This is a genomic window from Bradyrhizobium sp. 44 (assembly GCF_023073095.1).
In the GTDB taxonomy this organism is placed as follows: Bacteria; Pseudomonadota; Alphaproteobacteria; order Rhizobiales; family Xanthobacteraceae; genus Bradyrhizobium.
In genome coordinates, this window is sequence record NZ_JADPIY010000029.1 from 834145 (window position 1) to 850959 (window position 16815).

Sequence of the window (16815 nt, forward strand, 5' to 3'; positions counted from 1 at the left end):
CGTCTTCAGGAATTCAGCTCAAGCTCCATCCTCGCCTGGCGATCGGCCTCGGCCTTGTTCCGGGCCGGGTCCTCGCCCTGTGCGGCCCGGCACGGCTTGATCTCGTAATCGTTGTCGAGCACCCGGCGTGGCCCGGGGCGGTTGTCATCCGCGATTACGTCCACGACGAGGCCACTTCGCTGCGCGAGCCTCCAGACGTCGGACTCATCAGGATAGGCCTTGCTGATCTGGGCGTCGTTGCAGAACAGGGCGTAGGGCATTCTTCCCGCTCCCGGAAAGCGCGTTAACGACTTTGCGGGGGAGGGGTTCCGATTGCCGGTCGATCACGCGGCCGTGATCGGGGTCGCCGAGGCCTGAGTCCTTAACGAGTCCTGAATCCCGAAAAAAAGAATCCCCGGGACTCATTTGGCGGAATCAGGGGATGTTTTCGGTCATGACGACCGACCTGAAAACCTCTTGCGGGCACATGCTGCTGCCCCTCACGCTGGCCCTGTTCGGGGCCTGCGCGGCCAATCTCTGGCTGGTGTGGTCCTGGCTGTAGCCCGCGACGGGAGGCCCCGGCTCTACTTTTCAGCCGGTGGCCGGGGGGAGGCGTCCCGAATGGCGGCGCGCAGTTTGGTCAGGGTGGCCGCGCAATACTCCTCGCGCTCGCGCTCGAACCGCTCCTGATGCTTGCGGAAATTGGCGATGCGGGCCTGCATCTCGGTGCGGACGTCGTGGCTCGCCGCGCGCTGCGATGGGAGAGGCAAGGGTTGGGGCGGAAGTGGCTTGCTCTCGACGGCGGTGTTGACGGGGACGATCTGCACTGACGCGGCCACTGTCGCCATCGGGATCTCCGGTGGATGCAAGTCATCCTTTTTGCCGGTTACCGATTGGACGAAGGCCATTGTCTGCGCGATCAGCGCGTCGCGTTCCGTGATCCACTTCATGGTGCACCCCTGTCGGGGGCATTCCAGCAAAGCTGGCCGGCCGAATCAAGAAGGTGTTGGGTAGGGGATTGCATATTTTTCCCGGCCGCCCGACAGTGGGGAATGGATGTCAAAGCAGACCATTCAGCCGAAGCTGAGGGCTTGAGGCTCGTCCGCGCGTTCCTGTCGCTGCCGCCCAACAAACGGGCGGAGGTGATCGCGTTCGTTGAGGAGTTGGCCCGCGCCAAACGCCGTCCCGAGGAGGGCGCCGACGTCTCGCCGGGGTGAGGGCTAACGCTCCCGCGGATTGAGGTTGGGCTCGAACGGAGCCCCGACCACCCGAACCGGCGTCGGAGCGGTCACATCGATTATTGCCCGTTGGGCCTGCTGCTTTGCCGGAGCCGGTTCGAACAGCGCAATTGCTCCAGCCAAGGCGCTACAGCACAGCGTCACCGTCGCCAGCAGAAACATGTTTCGGTTTTCTTCCCTGATCCGCATGGGCCGACAACGGACGATGCCACCGACCGGTTCCGGTTTTCCAAGCCCGGCTCACACCCCGGAATAGGCTGAAGCTTACACCAAGCTTACGGCGGAAGCCCAAATAGTTAGTTTTCCGTAAGACTACCCGGAACATTTGGCATCAAATCTTAACGTCAGCTGGTTCCAATGCACGGTGCTGGGAATATGCATCGGCAGAAAATCACTGGGGCGGCTGCAATGAGCGTTTTGAACAATCTGAAAATCGTGTGGAAGGTCGCGCTGATCGTCGCCGTGATGGGCTTTGCCATGGTCGCCGTCGCGGGCTTCGGCACGCGCGAGCTCTCGGCAACGGTCGACGGCTTCGCCGAGCTTTCCGCAGCACAATCCTCAGCGCTCAACCTGACGCGGGCCCAGCGCCGCGCGGAGACCTATCATGCAGCGCTCTATGCGGTCTTCACCGAGGCGACGGAGGCGGGCAACGCCAACCGTCTCAAGACCGCGACCCAGAACCGCGACGAGATCCGCCAATACCTCGAGGCAGCCGAGCAGGACGATCCCGCGCGCGCGAGCCAGATCAAGAGCATCGGCGACCAGTTGAAATCCGTGTTCGCCGGCTGCGATCCGGTGCTGAAGGCAGGCTCACTCGCAAGCAGCCCGGAAGAGAACGCCAAGGCATCCGAACGCGCGCACAAGGAGTGCGACCCGGTGATGGATGCGGCCCTGGGGCGCATTGCCCAGTTCGTGGGCGAGACCGCACAGGCGGTCGCCAAACGCAAGGACGCCATCAACCGCGATGCCAGATCCGCGACCTGGACCGTGATCGGCGTCAGCGCCGGCGGCCTGATCCTGGGGATCGCGATCGCGCTGTTCATCGGCCTTAATGCGATGTCACGGCCGATTGCCCGCCTCAAGCTCGCCATGGAGGGCCTTGCCCGCAACGATCTCAAGACCGAGGTGCCTGAGACGGACCGCCGCGACGAGATCGGCGACATGGCGAAGACGGTCGAAATCTTCAAAACCAACGGGATCGAGGTCGAGCGCCTCAAGGCTTCGCAGGTCGAAGTGGAGAAGCAGGCCTCCGATCAGCGCAAGCGCGATATGGTCAACCTTGCCGACGGCTTTGAGCGCGCGGTCGGCGAGATCATCGAGACAGTAGGCTCGGCGTCCACCGAGCTCGAAGCGTCGTCCTCGACGTTGGCCACCACCGCGCAGCGTGCGCAGGAGCTCACCTCGGTCGTCGCGGTCGCCTCGGGTGAAGCCACCAGCAACGTGCAGTCGGTTGCGACCGCCACGGAGGAGCTGTCCTCCTCGGTCAACGAGATCAGCCGCCAGGTGCAGGAATCCGCACGGATGGCTGGCGAGGCCGTCACCCAGGCCCGCACCACGACGGTGCGCGTCAGCGAGCTCTCGGTTGCGGCGACGCGCATCGGCGACGTCGTCGAGCTGATCAACACCATTGCCGGCCAGACCAACCTCCTGGCGCTCAACGCCACGATCGAGGCGGCACGTGCCGGCGAGGCCGGCCGCGGCTTCGCGGTCGTCGCCGCCGAGGTGAAGACGCTGGCCGAGCAGACGGCCAAGGCGACCGGCGAGATCAGCCAGCAGATTTCCGGCATCCAGACCGCGACCCAGGAATCCGTCAACGCGATCCGCGACATCTCCACGACGATCGAGCGGCTCTCGGAGGTGTCGTCGACCATTGCCGCAGCCGTCGAGGAGCAGGGCGCCGCGACCCAGGAGATCTCGCGCAACGTGCAGCAGGCCGCCCACGGCACCCAGCAGGTCTCCACCAACATCGCCGACGTACAGCGCGGTGCGGCCGAGACCGGCTCGGCCTCCTCGCAGGTGCTTTCCACCGCCAAGATGCTGGCGACCGACAGCAACCGGCTGAAGGACGAAGTCGGAAAATTCCTCCGAACGGTGCGCACCGCCTAAGTCAGCGCGGCGGCTTTCGTCGATCGCGCGGTTAGCGGTTACAGCGCCAGCAGAAATCCCATTGCGATCGCGAACAGCACGGCCGTCATGACGACGGCCGCCGCCGCGCCGGCGGCGATCCTGGCCTTCTCTTTGGCTGTGGTGGGGCGCATGGGGCGAGACGCGACCGATGACGTAAGCAGGTTCGCTTACGGACCGTTTCGGACCGCTCGCTTTGCCTGTATACTGTGGCTGCGTCGGAATTCACATCCCGTCCATGATCTCCAAGCGTCCACCCGTGCTCGCCCATGAGCGGTTCGTCGCCGACCGCGATAAATTCGCGGGCCTCGATCTGGCCGCGCGGTTCGAGCGCATCGAAAAGACGAACCTGTGGGGTGCGGCGACCTCGGTGTCCGGCCTCGGCTCGGAGGATCACGCGACCGCCGCGATCCGTGAGGTGCTTCCTCCGCTGTTGCAACGGCTCGGCGCGCGCTCGCTGCTCGACGCGCCCTGCGGGGACGCGGGCTGGATCGGCCGCATGAAGCTGGATCTCGACTACACCGGCATCGACATCGTGCCGTCATTGATCGAAGCCAATCGCCAGCGCGTCGCGGCCGGCGAGTTGTCAGGCCGGTTTCTCGTTGCCGACATCACGCGCGATGCACTGCCGCGCGCGGATATCGTTCTGTGCCGGGACTGCCTGGTGCATTTGAGCTTCGACAACATCGTTCGCGCCGTCGCGAACTTTCGCGCCACCGGCGCGCATTTCCTGCTGGTCACGACGTTTCCCGAATGGGGCGGCAATCGAGATTGCGAGGACGGGGACTGGCGCGCACTGAACATGGAGAAGGTGCCGTTCGACTGGCCGGCACCGCGCGAGCTGATCAACGAGCGTTGCGAGGAGGGCGGTGGCGGCTGGCGCGACAAGAGCCTCGGGCTGTGGCGGCTCGATCAATTGTAGCCCGGATCGCACTGCGCTCCATCCGAACTACAGGACCAACGAGAGTGGAGTGAATCCCGATGATCGATGCCCAATGCCGCTGCGGCGCTCTCGCGCTGTCGCTTCCAGGACCTTCCAGCCTCGTGGTCGCCTGCCACTGCATTGACTGCCAGCGTCGGACCGGCGCGCCGTTCGGGGTCGGTGCGTTCTATCCGGCGGAGGGCGTCACGATCTCAGGGACGTCGAAGGAGTACGTCCGGACAGCCGCAAGCGGCGGCAAGGTCCGCAGCTATTTTTGCCCCGAGTGCGGTTCGACGGTCTATTGGAAGGCGGACAATCTGCCTGCGATGATCGGCGTTGCCGTGGGCGCGATCTCGGTTCCGAACTACCCGGCACCCATCCGCTCGGTTTTCGAACAGTCGAAACATGCCTGGGTGGAGATATCAGGCGCCGAGCACTTCCAGCAAAGCAGCGCACCGAAGCATTCGAAGTGAGAGTTGCGCGTCAAATTTCGCGCCAAGGCTTCGCGGCGAGATGAATTGACGCCGTTCCCGTCTGGTTCCGCCGAGGTTGGAATTTGCGGCAGTCCCTCTGCTTCGCGTGAGACAATAGCTGGCGATCCCGGGTTGGAACGAACGTGACAAAAACTCGTTTGCCGACCGGAGCTAACGATGAATAACGCGGAAATTTTCGAACCTTTCTTGGCGCGGTTGCGGGTCAGCACCGAAATTGACGAAGAGGACGAGGTCGCTATCCGTCATCTGCCAATCACGGTGAAGCGGATGGCTGGCGGTCAACCGGTCGTTTCTCTCGGAGATCGACCTTCCGCATGCTGCCTTGTCGTTGATGGCTTTATCCTGAGATCAAAGATCGTCGGCAATGGCCACCGCCAAATCATGGCCTTTCACCAACCCGGCGACATTCCCGATCTGCAGGGGCTCTTTCTGCATGTGATGGACCATGACGTCAGCACGCTTGGCGATAGCATTCTCGGCTTCATTCCGCATGCAGCGGTGCGCTCACTCATAAGAAAGCGGCCCAACGTGGCCGAAGCGCTTTGGCGCGATACACTGACCGACGCCGCGATCTTCCGGGAGTGGATTTGCAACGTTGGTCAACGCGAAGCCACAAGCCGCGTGGCGCATCTCGTGCTTGAGCTTTACACCAGATTGAAGGCGATCGGCCGAGCGGACGGCCTGTCCTTCAATTTTCCGGCCTCTCAGGCACTCCTCGCCGACGCCGTCGGCACCAGTGTGGTTCACATGAATCGCGTCGTTCAGCAGCTGCGTGCTCAGCGCGTGTTGGACCTGGAGCGGGGAAGAATATCCATCCTTGATGAAGCCAGGCTGCGCGAAATAGCAGACTTCGACGTGCTTTACCTTCATCTCAATCCGTCGCTCTGAACCATGAAGTTCTACTTCGACATCAAGGACGACTTTTTCGCTGCGGTCGACGAGGATGGGGTGGATTTGCCCGGCCCGGAAGCCGCCGAAAAAGAGGCGATCGCAATGGCGACCTCGATTGCCAGAGACGTCGCATCGGCAAAGGGGGCGCAGGTCCTCATTACAGTCAGGAACGAGAAGCACCCGCTGCTCGAGCTGAGTGTAACCGTCGCTCGGAAAACTCTGACGTGATGGCCTTGGAAATCGATTGTAGCCGTCGTCCGACTGAGGAGTGCCCCGATCTATAAGGCCGCGGTGTCGGCTAAATCGGTGGTGCCGGCTGAGGGGATTGAACCCCCGACCTTCGGTTTACAAAACCGCTGCTCTACCGCTGAGCTAAGCCGGCGACGCCTGGAGAAGCGGGCAGGGACCATCATACGCCGGAGCCCTCCGCCCGTGCGCGCCGCAATACCAGACTTGACCGGAAAGTGCCAGAACCCGCGATCCCCCGATCCAGACATGAATCAGGCGGCCCGAAGGCCGCCTGATCTGTCGTATTCGGTTCAAACCGCCTTACTGGCAGATGTGGCGACGGCCGTCTTGGCCCTTGAACCAGGTGCCGGGCGTGCAGACGAAGCCGTTGCGCTGAGCGTAGGTGCGGGTGTCCCAGCCGCGGTTGTCCCAAGAATTATTCCACGAATTATCCCAGCCATTGTCGTAGGCGTAGGCGTCGTTGGTGGCACGGAACGGGGCGGTTGCGATCGCGCCCGCAGTCCCGATGGCTGCGCCGGCGACGCCAGCGGCTGCTCCGACCGCGCCGGCGGCGACGTCGGTCGGCCAGAAGCCGGTGCGGCTCCTGTTCCAGTCGTTATTCCAATCGCCGTTGTTGGTCTGGCGATAGGACACGCGACGATGCCGATAGCCGCTATCTGTGTACGGATTTCCCGGTCCGACGTTCTGGCAGTTGGCGTTGGGGAATTGCGCCGCGCAGCGGCCGGGATTGGTGATCACGGCCTGCGCCATGGCAGAGCCCGTCACCAGGGTCGCCGCAATCGCCGTGGCTCCGAGAAGTTTGATATTCATGATTGTTGGCTCCCATTTTGTTGACGGGGGCTAAACGCCGAAGACGCCGGACGTTCCGCTGAAACCGGCGGATTTTTGTCAGCAACAGTCAAACGGAAGTGAGCACGCGCCTTGGTTCCAGACTGCTGGATCCGGCGGCGTTAATGCTTCGCTAGCTCGCTTTGGCGCATTTGAGCGGCGCGCAATCCTTACACATTAGGCTTACCGGCAATTGGTGAGAGGGCCTTAACCCTCTCTGCGTCGCCATCGGGTAGGTTTGTCGCCGGATAAATGGGATTTCTTCATGCGCGTTGTGGCGCTCGCTGCTTTTCTGATCGGACTGCCCGCGACGGCGTTTGCCGGCGGCGGCTTCGATATCGTCGTTCCCGGTCGGCCGGGCGTGCCCATCATCATCAACAACATCGACGCGTCCTATGCCGTGGTCGAGGGGACCTGGGGCTTGGGGAAGAACGTCCAGGTGCAGCCCACAATCTATGGCGGACGCTATGTCGCCGAGCGCCAGCCCACGGACGTCGGCCACTACTACCCGACGCTGGGCCTGCGGCCCGGCTACGGCCGGCTCGAGGTCGAGCCGCCCGCGAACCGCAAATTGCCCAAGCCGCCCGAGAGCTATCACCAGAGCTGGGGCGCCCAATCGGCGCCGCTGCCGCCGCAGATGGACGTGCCCGTCAATCCGCCGCCGGTGATCCTCGCGCCTGAGATCAACGACCAGCCGCGGCGTCCTCGGCCGCGGCCGCGTGCAGAGATACCCGGCAGGCCGCCGGGTTAAGAAACGAAAACAACAAACGAAAATCAACAGGAGAGAGTAATGCGTCAGATGATTTCGGGACTGGTCGCGGCGGCTGCCGTGATGTTCGTAGCCACCGCGCCCGCCGCGGCCTGCGGCTTCAATCCGTGCCAGCCGGTCGCGCCGGTCTATTCCGGCTGCAACACCGGTTGCGGCGGTTACGGGGCCGGCTACGGTTACGGCTACGGCGCCTATGAGCGTCTCGCCGAGCCCACCACGCAATATTATCACGTCAACCAGGGCCCGACCTACACCGGCCCGGGCGCCTTCGCGCCGTATCCGACCTACCGTGAGGACGCGGTGGTTGCGCCCGCCAATTACGGCTACGGCCGTGGCTATGGCTATGGGCACGGCTATGGCTATCGCGCCGCCGCGGTGGAAGCCCCGGCCGCCTATCCCTACCGCCGCCCGTATTACCGTCCGTATCGCTACGGCTACGGCCCGCGCGCCGGCTATCTGCCGCGCACGCACTATGGCTACGGTCCGCGCTACGGCTACGCTCCGCGCCATGCGCCGTACTATGGCGGCCACCGCGTGCTGCGCCGCTATTACTGATCGCTTGATCGATTGAACCAACGAGACGCCCGTCCGCGATGCGGACGGGCGTTTTGTTTTTTTACCGCTTCATCAGCCCGAGCCGGCTGGCGCCGACATAGAGCGAGAGCACGGCGGCATTCGAGACGTTGAGGCTCTTGATCTCGCCGGGCATGTCGAGCCGCGCCACGACGCTGCAGGTCTCGCGCGTCAATTGCCGCAGGCCCTTGCCTTCCGCGCCCAGCACCAGCGCGAGCGGCTCGCGCAGGGTGACCTCGGAAAGATCGGCGCTGCCTTCACTGTCCAGCCCGACGGTCTGGAAGCCGAGCTCGTTCAGCGTGGTCAGTGCACGGGCGAGGTTTTGCACCGTCACCATCGGGACCAGCTCCAGCGCGCCGGAGGCGGCCTTGGCCAGCACGCCGGTCGCTTCCGGACTGTGGCGCGCGGTGGTGACGATCGCCTTCACCGCAAACGCCGCCGCCGAGCGCAGGATCGCGCCGACATTGTGCGGGTCGGTGATCTGGTCGAGCACCAGCACGATGCCGTCCTGCTCCAAATCCTCGATGTCGGGCGAGGGCAGGGGGTCGGCCTCGGCGAGCAGGCCCTGGTGCACGGCGTCGGGCGACAGCAGCCGGTCGATTTCCTGGGGCCGGACGATCTCGGGCGTGACCGGGATCGCGATGTTCTCGTCCGCCAGACGCCTTGCGGCGTTCTCGGTCAGCGTCAGCTTGCGGATCTGCCGCAGGGGGTTGGCGAGCGCCATGGTGACGGTGTGCCAGCCATAGAGGATGACAGGACCGTCGGTGTCCGAATCGCGATCGCGCCGGGCCTGGCGCCCGGCGGATTTTCCGGGCCTGTTGAAGGGCTTAGACCCGCCGCGGGGGCCCCTCGGGTTGAATTTTCGATCCTTCATGGGCTCGCTTGTGTCACGGGTCCCGGAATATGGCAATTTGGGTGGCTTCGGGGGCGATTTTAGCTGTTCGCCTCGGTTGACTTTACCCCATCGCTTCGCCGATAACCGCGCCCGGTCGCGCCCCCATCCGGGCTGTCGCGGCCTTCACGTTCCATGGCCGTCTTCGGTCGCCGGCAAGGTCCGGCCCGATTGTGCTGCCGTCGAGCGGGGGAGTGTCCCGAGTGGCAAAGGGAGCTGACTGTAAATCAGCCGCCTTATGGCTTCGCAGGTTCGAGTCCTGCCTCCCCCACCAGCCTTCGCTCGCTTCGCGAGCTACGGCTCGGCAAGCCGGCACCGATGGTCATGGCGCGAAGTGAGCGAAGGCTGTCGCGCCGTAGCCCGGAGGGCGCAGGCGGACTGGCTCAGAGCGTAAGTCACCCCATCATCTCCCGCACCATCGGCACCACCTTCCGCCCGTAGAGCTCGATGCTCTTCATCAGCTTGCCATGCGGCAGCGGGCCGGCCGAATATTTCAGCTGAAACCGCGAAATGCCGAGTGTCTTTGCCGTCTTGGCGATCTTGCGCGCGACCGTCTCCGGCGAGCCGACATAAAGCGAGCCGTGCTCGGCCTCGTTCACGAACTCGTCGCGGCCCATCGGTGGCCAGCCGCGTTCCTTGCCGATGCGGTCGCGCATCGCCTTGTAGTCGGGCCACAGCTCCTCGCGCGCCTGTTCGTCGGTCTCGGCGACATAGCCTGGCGAGTGCACGCCGATCGGCTGTGCCGGGCGGCCGAACTCCCTGAACGCGCGATGATAGAGGTCGACGAAGGGCGCGAAGCGCGCGGGATCGCCGCCGATGATCGCGAGCATCAAGGGCAGGTCGTAATGCGCCGCGCGCACCACCGATTGCGGACTGCCGCCGACCCCGATCCAGGTCTTCAGCGTGCCGTTCTCGACCGGGGGATAGACCAGTTGATCCTTCAGCGGCGGACGCAGCTTGCCTTCCCAGGTCACCGGCTTCTGCGACAGCAGTGCGGCGAACAGATCGAGCTTCTCCTCGAACAGCTCTTCGTACTTGCGCAAATCAAAGCCGAACAGCGGGAAGGATTCCGTGAACGAGCCGCGGCCGAGGATTACCTCGGCCCGCCCGTTCGAGAGTGCATCCAGGGTGGCAAAGCGCTGGAAGACGCGGATCGGATCGTCCGAGCTCAGCACCGTCACGGCCGAGCCGAGATGGATGCGGCTGGTCCGCGACGCGATGGCGGCCAGCACGGTCTCAGGGGAGGAGATCGCGAAGTCGGCGCGGTGATGTTCGCCGAGGCCGATGAAGTCGAGGCCGAGCTCGTCGGCGAGCACCGCCTCGTCGACGACGTTGCGGATCGCTTGCGCGTGCGGAACCATCGCGCCGGAGGCGTCCCTGGTGACGTCGCCAAAGGTGTCCAGTCCGAATTCGAGCGGTGCGGTCATTGATGCGGTCTCTGCGGGCGCGGCTTGCGCGCCTGTCACTGGGGGAGGGGATTGCTTTGGTTGGAGCTAAGCAGCGGGGACTGGTGCACAATGCTGCTTCGAGAAACCCATTGTTTCTCTTTTTTCATGGTGTCGGGGGCCCACCGCCCGCGGCTCAGTCGGACCTGGCGAACATCTCGACCAGGGTGTCGCGCAGCCAGCGCTGCGCCGGTACGGTGTCGTTGCGCTGGTGCCAGAACAGGCTGACGATGCGTGGCGGCGCCCTGAGCGGAAGCGGCATGGCGTGCAGGAACGGCGCGTGCCGGGATTGCGAGCGCAAATCGCTCGGCAGCACGGCGATCAGGTCGGACTGGCGCACGATTTCGTAGGCGGCGCTGTAGTGATTGACGGTCGCGACCAGGTTGCGCGACAGCCCACGCGAGGCGAGGAAGAGGTCGTAGGACGGCAAGGTCTTGCCGGCGAGGCTCACATCGACATGCCCCGCGTTGAGGAAGCTGCGCGTGCTCAGCCGCTTCATCGCCCCGAGCGGATGGCCGCGCCGCATGAAGCAGGCGTAGTCGACGGTCCACAGCGAACGCGAGCGGATGGCGGCCGGCTGCTGCGCCTCGTTGACATAGACGCTGAGCACGCAATCAACGCGATTGTCTTCGAGCTGGTCGGCGATCTCCACGACCGTGTTGGGGACGGTGTGGATGCGCGCCTTCGGCGCGACCTTGCCGAAATGGTTCAGCAGGTTCGGCATCACCAGCGAGGCGACGTAATCCGACATCGACAGGCTGAACTCGGTCTGCGCACGGCGCGGATCGAACACCTGCTCGTCGAGCGCGCCGCGGACGGTTTCGAGCGCTTCGCCGATCGGCTCCCACAACACCACGGCGCGCTGGGTCGGACGGATGCCGGTGCCGGACCTGACGAACAGGGGATCGCCGAGCGCGTCCCGCAGGCGTGCGAGCGCGTTGCTGACCGCCGGCTGCGTCATCAGAAGCGCGTTAGCAGCGCGCGTGACGCTGCCCTCGGTCATCAGGGCCTCGAAGACTTTCAGCAGGTTGAGGTCGAGCGTTCGAAAGGACAGAACATTCACCACAGTGATGTACTAGATCATGATTATAAATTATGACGATAATATCTCCTTGTCTATGGTTCCCCCAGGGAATGAGCGGAGTGCCGGGCCGCCAGACAGAGGGGACTTTCATGTCGATGATCTCGGCGCGCATCGAGCGCCTTCCATTTGCGCGCTTCCACGGGCATCTGCTGCTGATGGGCGGGCTCGGCTACATGTTCGACGCGATGGACGCAGCCGTGCTGGCGTTCATCCTGCCGGTGCTGCGCACGACCTGGAATCTGTCGAGCGTGCAGATCGGCGTGCTCGGCAGCAGCACCTATATCGGCTTCCTGTTCGGCGCGCTGCTGGCGGGCACGCTGGGTGACCTGATCGGCCGTCGTGCGGTGATGATGTCGGCGCTGGCGCTCTATTGCGTCGCATCCATCGTCAGCGCGGCGGTGAACGACTGGTCGTCCTTCTTCGCCGCCCGCGTGGTCGCGGGCATGGGCACCGGCGCGGAGAGCGCTATCATTGCGCCCTATCTGGCGGAATTCGTCGCACGGCGTTACCGCGGCAGCTTTACCGGCGCGCTCGCCGGCTTCTTCTCCTTCGGTTTCGTCGCGGCGGCCTTGCTCGGCTATTTCATCGTGCCCGCCTATGAGAACGGCTGGCGCATCGTTCTGGTGATCACCGCCGTGCCGGTCGTCATGCTGCTGTGGTGGCGCAGGGCGCTGCCGGAATCGCCGCGCTGGCTGGAAAGCCGGGGCCGGGAGAAGGAAGCCGCAGCCGTGCTGGACAGGATCGAGGCCGGATTTGTGAGCCAAGGCCACGTCCTGCCGCAACCGGTCGTCGAAATCACGGCGCCTGCCGTGACGGGTGGGACGCTGCTTGCCAATTTCGCCGCGCTCCTCGCCGGCCGCCAGGCGCGCATCACCATCATGACCTGGATCATGTGGCTTACGATCACGTTCAGCTATTATTCCTTCTTCGTCTGGATCCCCGGCCTTCTGGTCCAGAACGGCATGAGCATCACCAAGAGCTTCGCCTATTCGATCGCGATCTATTGCGCGCAGATTCCCGGCTATTTCAGCGCTGCGTACTTCAACGAGCGCATCGGCCGGCAGGCGACGATCGCCTCCTACATGGTGCTCGGCGGCGCCAGCGCGCTTGGACTGGCATTCGCGCAGAGCGACCAGCACATCATGGTCGCCGGAATCTTGCTGTCCTTCTTCATGAACGGAACCTATGCCGGTGTCTATGCCTATACCGCCGAGGTCTTTCCGACGGCGGTGAGAACCACCGGCGCCGGGCTCGCCTCCGCGATCGGCCGCATCGGTGCGATCGTCTCGCCGATCCTGGTCGGCTACCTCTATCCCAATTTTGGCTTTGCCGGCGTGTTCGGCCTCACCACGAGCGTGCTGCTGTTAGGCGCGCTCACCGTGGTGCTGATGGGGGTGCCGACGCGCGGCCGTTCGCTGGAAGAGATCGCGGCGGGTGAAGTCGCATGAGGGAGACGAAACACCGATCCGATCCGCTGCTCTGCGCCGTGGCGGCCGCGCAGGGCAGGGCGGATCAGCCGGATGCCCTTTATTCGGCGCTGGACGACGCCTTGAAATCGGCGATCGGGCACAAGCTGTTCACGATCCTGACCTATGACGACGACACAAGGGAAGCAGCGCGGGTGTATTCCAATCTTCCCGGACCTTACCCGGCGGGCGGACGCAAACGCCTGGCGCCGGGGCCGTGGACCGAGGCCGTGCTCGACCGCGGCGAGGCCTATATCGGCCGGACCCGGGACGATCTGCGCGAGGTGTTCTCCGATCACGAGCTGATCGCTTCGCTCGGCTGCGAGAGCGTGCTCAACATGCCCGTGCGCTGGCGCGGGCGCACGCTCGGCTCGCTCAATCTGCTCCATGAGGCAGGCTGGTACGTCGAGGACGATAGCGCCGCGTGTCTTCCATTCGCCCAGCTCGCCTTGCCCGCGCTGCTCATCCAGTCCTGATAAGACAGGAAGTCGTCATGTCCCGTGTGCTCTTCAAGAACGCCGCTCTGCTCGATCCGCTTCAGCCGGACCTCCTGGAGGGACATCACGTGCTGGTCGAGGACAATCTGATCAAGGAGGTCTCCGATCGGCCGCTCCAGGTGGAAGCCGACCGCATCGTCGATCTGAAGGGCAAGACGCTGATGCCCGGCCTGATCGACCTGCATGTGCATGCGATCGCCGTGGAGCTCAATTTGGCGCAGCAGGTGCACATGCCGAACGTGCTGGTGACGCTGCGCTCGACGCTGCTGCTGCGCGGCATGCTGCGGCGGGGCTTCACCACGGTGCGCGACGCCGGCGGCGCCGGCCATGCGCTGAAGCAGGCGATCGAGACCGGGCTCACCGACGGTCCGCGGCTGTTCGTCTCGGGACGTGCGCTCAGCCAGACCGGCGGGCACGGCGACATGCGTGCCCGCTCGGACTACCTCGCCAGCGACGCACCGTGCCCCTGCTGCGTGCGTGTCGGCGCGCTGGCGCGCGTTGCCGATGGTGTCGACGGCGTGCGCAGGGCGGCGCGCGAAGAGCTCCAGATGGGCGCCGACCAGATCAAGATCATGGCCTCCGGCGGCGTCGCCTCACCGACCGACCCAGTTGGTGCCTTCGGCTACTCCGAGGACGAGATCCGCGCCATCGTCGAGGAGGCACGCGGGCGTCAGACCTATGTGCTCGCCCACGCCTACACCGCTGCCGCGATCGAACGCGCGGTGCGCTGCGGCGTGCGTACCATCGAGCACGGCAATCTGGTCGATGTTCCGACCGCGCAGCTGATGGCCGAGAAGGGCGCCTATGTGGTGCCGACGCTGGTCACCTACGAGGCGCTGGCCAACGAGGGCGCTCAGTATGGCCTGCCGCCGGAGAGCGTGGCCAAGATCGCCGATGTCCGCGACGCCGGGCTGCGTTCGCTCACGATCTATCGCGATGCCGGCGTGAAGATGGGGTTCGGCAGCGACCTGCTTGGGCCGTCGCAGCGTCTGCAGAGCGACGAATTCCGTATCCGCGCCGAAATTCTCGGGCCGCGCGCCGTCATTGCCAGCGCGACATTGGTCGGCGCCGAGGTGCTCGGCATGGAGGGTAAGCTCGGCCGCATCATGCCCGAAGCCATCGCGGACCTGCTGGTGGTCGACGGCAACCCGCTGCGCGACGTGGTCTGCCTGCTCGGCCAAGGCGAGCACATTCCGCTGGTGATGAAGGCAGGCAAGGTCCAGTTCGATCGGCTGGGCGCCTAGCGCCACATCCCGCGCATCCGCGCGCCGATGTCGACCTTTGGCCCTTGCGCGGCAGTGCGCGCTGAGCTTGCGCCGGCCTTCGGCCAGGCGGTCCGCTCGAACAGATAGACGAGCTGCTCCGGAATGAAGCGGGTGCGCGAGGCATAGACGTGGCGGTCGCCCTTGGCGGCCTGGCCGTGGGTGAAGAAGCGCTGCGGCACCACGAGGTGCAGATCGTCCTTGGCGCGCGTCATCGCGACATAGAGCAGGCGGCGTTCCTCCTCGAGCTCGGCGCTGGTGCCGGCGCCGAGATCCGACGGCATGCAGCCGTCGACGACGTTGAGCACGAATACCGATTTCCACTCCTGGCCCTTGGCGGAGTGGATGGTGGAGAGGATCAGATAATCCTCGTCGCGCAAGGGTGGCCCGGATTTGTCGCTGGTCGCATCCGGCGGGTCGAGCGTGAGCTCGGTCAGGAATTTCTCGCGCGAGGCATAGCCGCTCGCGATTTGCTCGAGCTGCATCAGATCGGCGCGACGGGTCTCGGAATCCTCGTGGAGGCGATCGAGATGCGGTTCGTACCACAGCCGCACGCGTTCGAGATCGGCCGGCCATTCCGAATAGCGCAGATTTTCGATCGTGCGGACGAAGTCGGTCCAGTCCGCGCCGGTGCGCGCCGGCACCGGGAGCTGGCCGAGCGCGGCGAGCGGATCGGTGCTCTCGGCCATCTGGTCGAGCACACGCTGCGCCGTCGCGGGTCCAATGCCCGGCAACAGATGCAGGATGCGGAAGCCAGCGACGCGGTCGCGCGGATTTTCGGTGAAGCGCAGCAGCGCCAGCACGTCCTTGACATGCGCGGCGTCGAGAAACTTGAGCCCGCCGAACTTGACGAAGGGAATGTTGCGGCGGGTGAGCTCGATCTCGAGAGGACCGGAATGCGAGGACGTCCGGAACAGCACCGCCTGGTGCTTCAGGAGCGCGCCTTGCTCGCGGTTGGCCAGCACTTCCTCGACGATATAACGGGCCTGGTCGGCCTCGTCATGCACGGTGACGAGCTGCGGCTTTTGCGCGGAAGTACGGTCGGTCCAGAGGTTCTTGGTGAAACGCTCGCGCGCCAGGCCGATGACGCCGTTGGCCGCCGCCAGCACGGGTTGCGTCGAGCGGTAATTGCGGTCGAGCGTGATCATCTCGGCGCGCGGCGAGAAGCTCTGCGGAAAATCCAGGATGTTGCGGACAGTGGCCGCGCGGAACGAATAGATCGACTGCGCGTCGTCGCCGACGACGGTGAGGCCGCGTCCGTCCGGCTTCAGCGCGAGCAGGATCGAGGATTGCAGGCGGTTGGTGTCCTGATATTCGTCGACCAGCACGTGATCGAAACGGCCGCCGATTTCTTCCGCGATCAGGGCATCGCTCATCATCTGCGACCAGTAGAGCAGGAGATCGTCGTAATCGAGCACGTGCTGGGTCTGCTTGGCCTCGACATAGGCCGCGAACAGGCCCTTCAGCTCGGCCGCCCAGCCTGCGCACCAGGGATAGTGTGCCCCCAACACCTTCTCGATCTCCATCTCGGCATTGACGCAGCGCGAGTAGATCGACAGGCAGGTGCCTTTTGCGGGAAAGCGGCTCTCGGTCTTCGACAATCCGCGCTCGTGGCGGACCAGGTTCATCAGGTCGGCGGAATCCTCGCGGTCGTGAATGGTGAAGGCAGGATCGACGCCGATCCGCTCGGCATATTCGCGCAGCAACCGTGCGCCGATGCCGTGGAACGTGCCGGCCCAGGTGAGCGCGTCGCGCATGATCGCGGCATTGTTCTCGCCGAGGACTTTCCGGGCGATGCGCTCGACCCGGCCGGACATCTCGGCCGCGGCGCGGCGCGAGAACGTCATCAAGAGGATGCGGCGCGGATCGCTGCCCGCGACGATCAAATGCGCGACGCGGTGGGCCAGCGTATTGGTCTTGCCGGAGCCTGCACCGGCGATGACGAGCAGGGGCGCGCCCACGGTCGCACCCTCGGCCACGCCATGCTCCACGGCGCGGCGTTGCTCCGCATTGAGCGTGTCCAGATATGTCGCCACGAATCGCCCCGGTGAAACAGCCAGAGTCGGCGATCCCGCTGCGAATCGCAATGCGTCTGGACGAGA

General features: G+C 64.9%; 18 protein-coding genes and 2 tRNA genes. 12 read left to right on the top strand and 8 right to left on the bottom strand.

Annotated features, from left to right (window positions below; all coding sequences use genetic code 11):
* Positions 1 to 5: 5 nt before the first annotated feature.
* Complete coding sequence (locus IVB41_RS29775) at positions 6 to 260, bottom strand: hypothetical protein (protein WP_247287099.1); 255 nt, start codon at positions 258 to 260, stop codon at positions 6 to 8.
* A gap of 303 nt (positions 261 to 563) precedes the next feature.
* Positions 564 to 929, bottom strand: coding sequence for a hypothetical protein (locus IVB41_RS29780; RefSeq protein WP_247287097.1), 366 nt, complete (start codon positions 927 to 929; stop codon positions 564 to 566).
* Positions 930 to 1031: 102 nt separating this feature from the next.
* Between IVB41_RS29780 and IVB41_RS29785 the strand changes: the two genes are divergently transcribed.
* The 6 genes from IVB41_RS29785 to IVB41_RS29815 all read left to right on the top strand — a co-directional run bounded on the left by IVB41_RS29785 (position 1032) and on the right by IVB41_RS29815 (position 5876).
* Entirely contained in the window at positions 1032 to 1196 is a 165-nt protein-coding gene (locus IVB41_RS29785; RefSeq protein WP_247437752.1) for a hypothetical protein, read from the top strand.
* A 429-nt stretch (positions 1197 to 1625) separates the two neighbouring features.
* Entirely contained in the window at positions 1626 to 3323 is a 1698-nt protein-coding gene (locus IVB41_RS29795; protein ID WP_247437756.1) for a methyl-accepting chemotaxis protein, read from the top strand.
* Between the two features lie 256 nt (positions 3324 to 3579).
* Complete coding sequence (locus tag IVB41_RS29800) at positions 3580 to 4263, top strand: class I SAM-dependent methyltransferase (RefSeq protein ID WP_247362126.1); 684 nt, start codon at positions 3580 to 3582, stop codon at positions 4261 to 4263.
* Positions 4264 to 4322: 59 nt separating this feature from the next.
* A complete protein-coding gene (locus tag IVB41_RS29805) occupies positions 4323 to 4736 on the top strand; it encodes a GFA family protein (protein WP_247437758.1) in 414 nt (137 codons plus the stop codon).
* 177 nt (positions 4737 to 4913) lie between these two features.
* Positions 4914 to 5645 (top strand): Crp/Fnr family transcriptional regulator, encoded by a 732-nt coding sequence (locus IVB41_RS29810; RefSeq protein ID WP_247437760.1) that lies wholly within the window; start codon positions 4914 to 4916, stop codon positions 5643 to 5645.
* Between the two features lie 3 nt (positions 5646 to 5648).
* Positions 5649 to 5876: a DUF6894 family protein gene (locus IVB41_RS29815; RefSeq protein WP_027568432.1), complete on the top strand. Its 228-nt coding sequence runs from the start codon at positions 5649 to 5651 to the stop codon at positions 5874 to 5876.
* Between the two features lie 79 nt (positions 5877 to 5955).
* On the opposite strand, the gene IVB41_RS29820 is transcribed toward IVB41_RS29815, so the two are convergent.
* Together IVB41_RS29820 and IVB41_RS29825 are read right to left on the bottom strand one after the other, a co-directional pair.
* A tRNA-Thr gene (locus tag IVB41_RS29820) sits at positions 5956 to 6030 on the bottom strand.
* 167 nt (positions 6031 to 6197) lie between these two features.
* On the bottom strand, positions 6198 to 6707 hold the full coding sequence (locus IVB41_RS29825; protein ID WP_035961364.1) for a hypothetical protein: 510 nt from the start codon (positions 6705 to 6707) through the stop codon (positions 6198 to 6200).
* A gap of 283 nt (positions 6708 to 6990) precedes the next feature.
* Between IVB41_RS29825 and IVB41_RS29830 the strand changes: the two genes are divergently transcribed.
* The gene (locus tag IVB41_RS29830) at positions 6991 to 7476 is read left to right on the top strand and encodes a hypothetical protein (RefSeq protein ID WP_247437762.1); all 486 of its coding nucleotides are present in this window, start codon (positions 6991 to 6993) and stop codon (positions 7474 to 7476) included.
* 39 nt (positions 7477 to 7515) lie between these two features.
* The gene (locus tag IVB41_RS29835; protein ID WP_247437764.1) at positions 7516 to 8049 is read left to right on the top strand and encodes a hypothetical protein; all 534 of its coding nucleotides are present in this window, start codon (positions 7516 to 7518) and stop codon (positions 8047 to 8049) included.
* Between the two features lie 61 nt (positions 8050 to 8110).
* Here the strand turns inward: IVB41_RS29835 and rlmB are convergent, their stop codons facing one another.
* On the bottom strand, positions 8111 to 8941 hold the full coding sequence (gene rlmB / locus IVB41_RS29840) for a 23S rRNA (guanosine(2251)-2'-O)-methyltransferase RlmB (RefSeq protein ID WP_247437766.1): 831 nt from the start codon (positions 8939 to 8941) through the stop codon (positions 8111 to 8113).
* Positions 8942 to 9147: 206 nt separating this feature from the next.
* Between rlmB and IVB41_RS29845 the strand changes: the two genes are divergently transcribed.
* Positions 9148 to 9233, top strand: a tRNA-Tyr gene (locus IVB41_RS29845).
* 121 nt (positions 9234 to 9354) lie between these two features.
* On the opposite strand, the gene IVB41_RS29850 is transcribed toward IVB41_RS29845, so the two are convergent.
* Both IVB41_RS29850 and IVB41_RS29855 read right to left on the bottom strand, forming a co-directional pair.
* Positions 9355 to 10386, bottom strand: a complete 1032-nt coding sequence (locus tag IVB41_RS29850; RefSeq protein WP_247437769.1) for an LLM class flavin-dependent oxidoreductase — start codon at positions 10384 to 10386, stop codon at positions 9355 to 9357.
* Positions 10387 to 10540: 154 nt separating this feature from the next.
* A complete protein-coding gene (locus IVB41_RS29855; protein ID WP_407062505.1) occupies positions 10541 to 11470 on the bottom strand; it encodes a LysR family transcriptional regulator in 930 nt (309 codons plus the stop codon).
* Positions 11471 to 11577: 107 nt separating this feature from the next.
* On the opposite strand from IVB41_RS29855, the gene IVB41_RS29860 reads away from it, so the two are divergent.
* Genes IVB41_RS29860 through IVB41_RS29870 form a run of 3 tightly spaced genes read left to right on the top strand, consistent with a single transcriptional unit; the run spans position 11578 to position 14695 of the window.
* Positions 11578 to 12936 carry an MFS transporter gene (locus IVB41_RS29860; protein ID WP_247437775.1) on the top strand — a complete coding sequence of 453 codons (1359 nt, stop codon included), beginning with the start codon at positions 11578 to 11580 and terminating at the stop codon, positions 12934 to 12936.
* Positions 12933 to 13430: a GAF domain-containing protein gene (locus IVB41_RS29865; RefSeq protein ID WP_247396519.1), complete on the top strand. Its 498-nt coding sequence runs from the start codon at positions 12933 to 12935 to the stop codon at positions 13428 to 13430. The genes IVB41_RS29860 and IVB41_RS29865 overlap by 4 nt, the downstream gene beginning before the upstream one ends.
* A 17-nt stretch (positions 13431 to 13447) precedes the next feature.
* On the top strand, positions 13448 to 14695 hold the full coding sequence (locus tag IVB41_RS29870) for an amidohydrolase family protein (RefSeq protein WP_247437777.1): 1248 nt from the start codon (positions 13448 to 13450) through the stop codon (positions 14693 to 14695).
* Here IVB41_RS29870 and IVB41_RS29875 read toward each other — a convergent pair.
* Positions 14692 to 16749 (bottom strand): ATP-dependent helicase, encoded by a 2058-nt coding sequence (locus IVB41_RS29875; protein ID WP_247437779.1) that lies wholly within the window; start codon positions 16747 to 16749, stop codon positions 14692 to 14694. The two genes, IVB41_RS29870 and IVB41_RS29875, sit on opposite strands and share 4 nt — an antisense overlap.
* Positions 16750 to 16815: the final 66 nt, after the last annotated feature.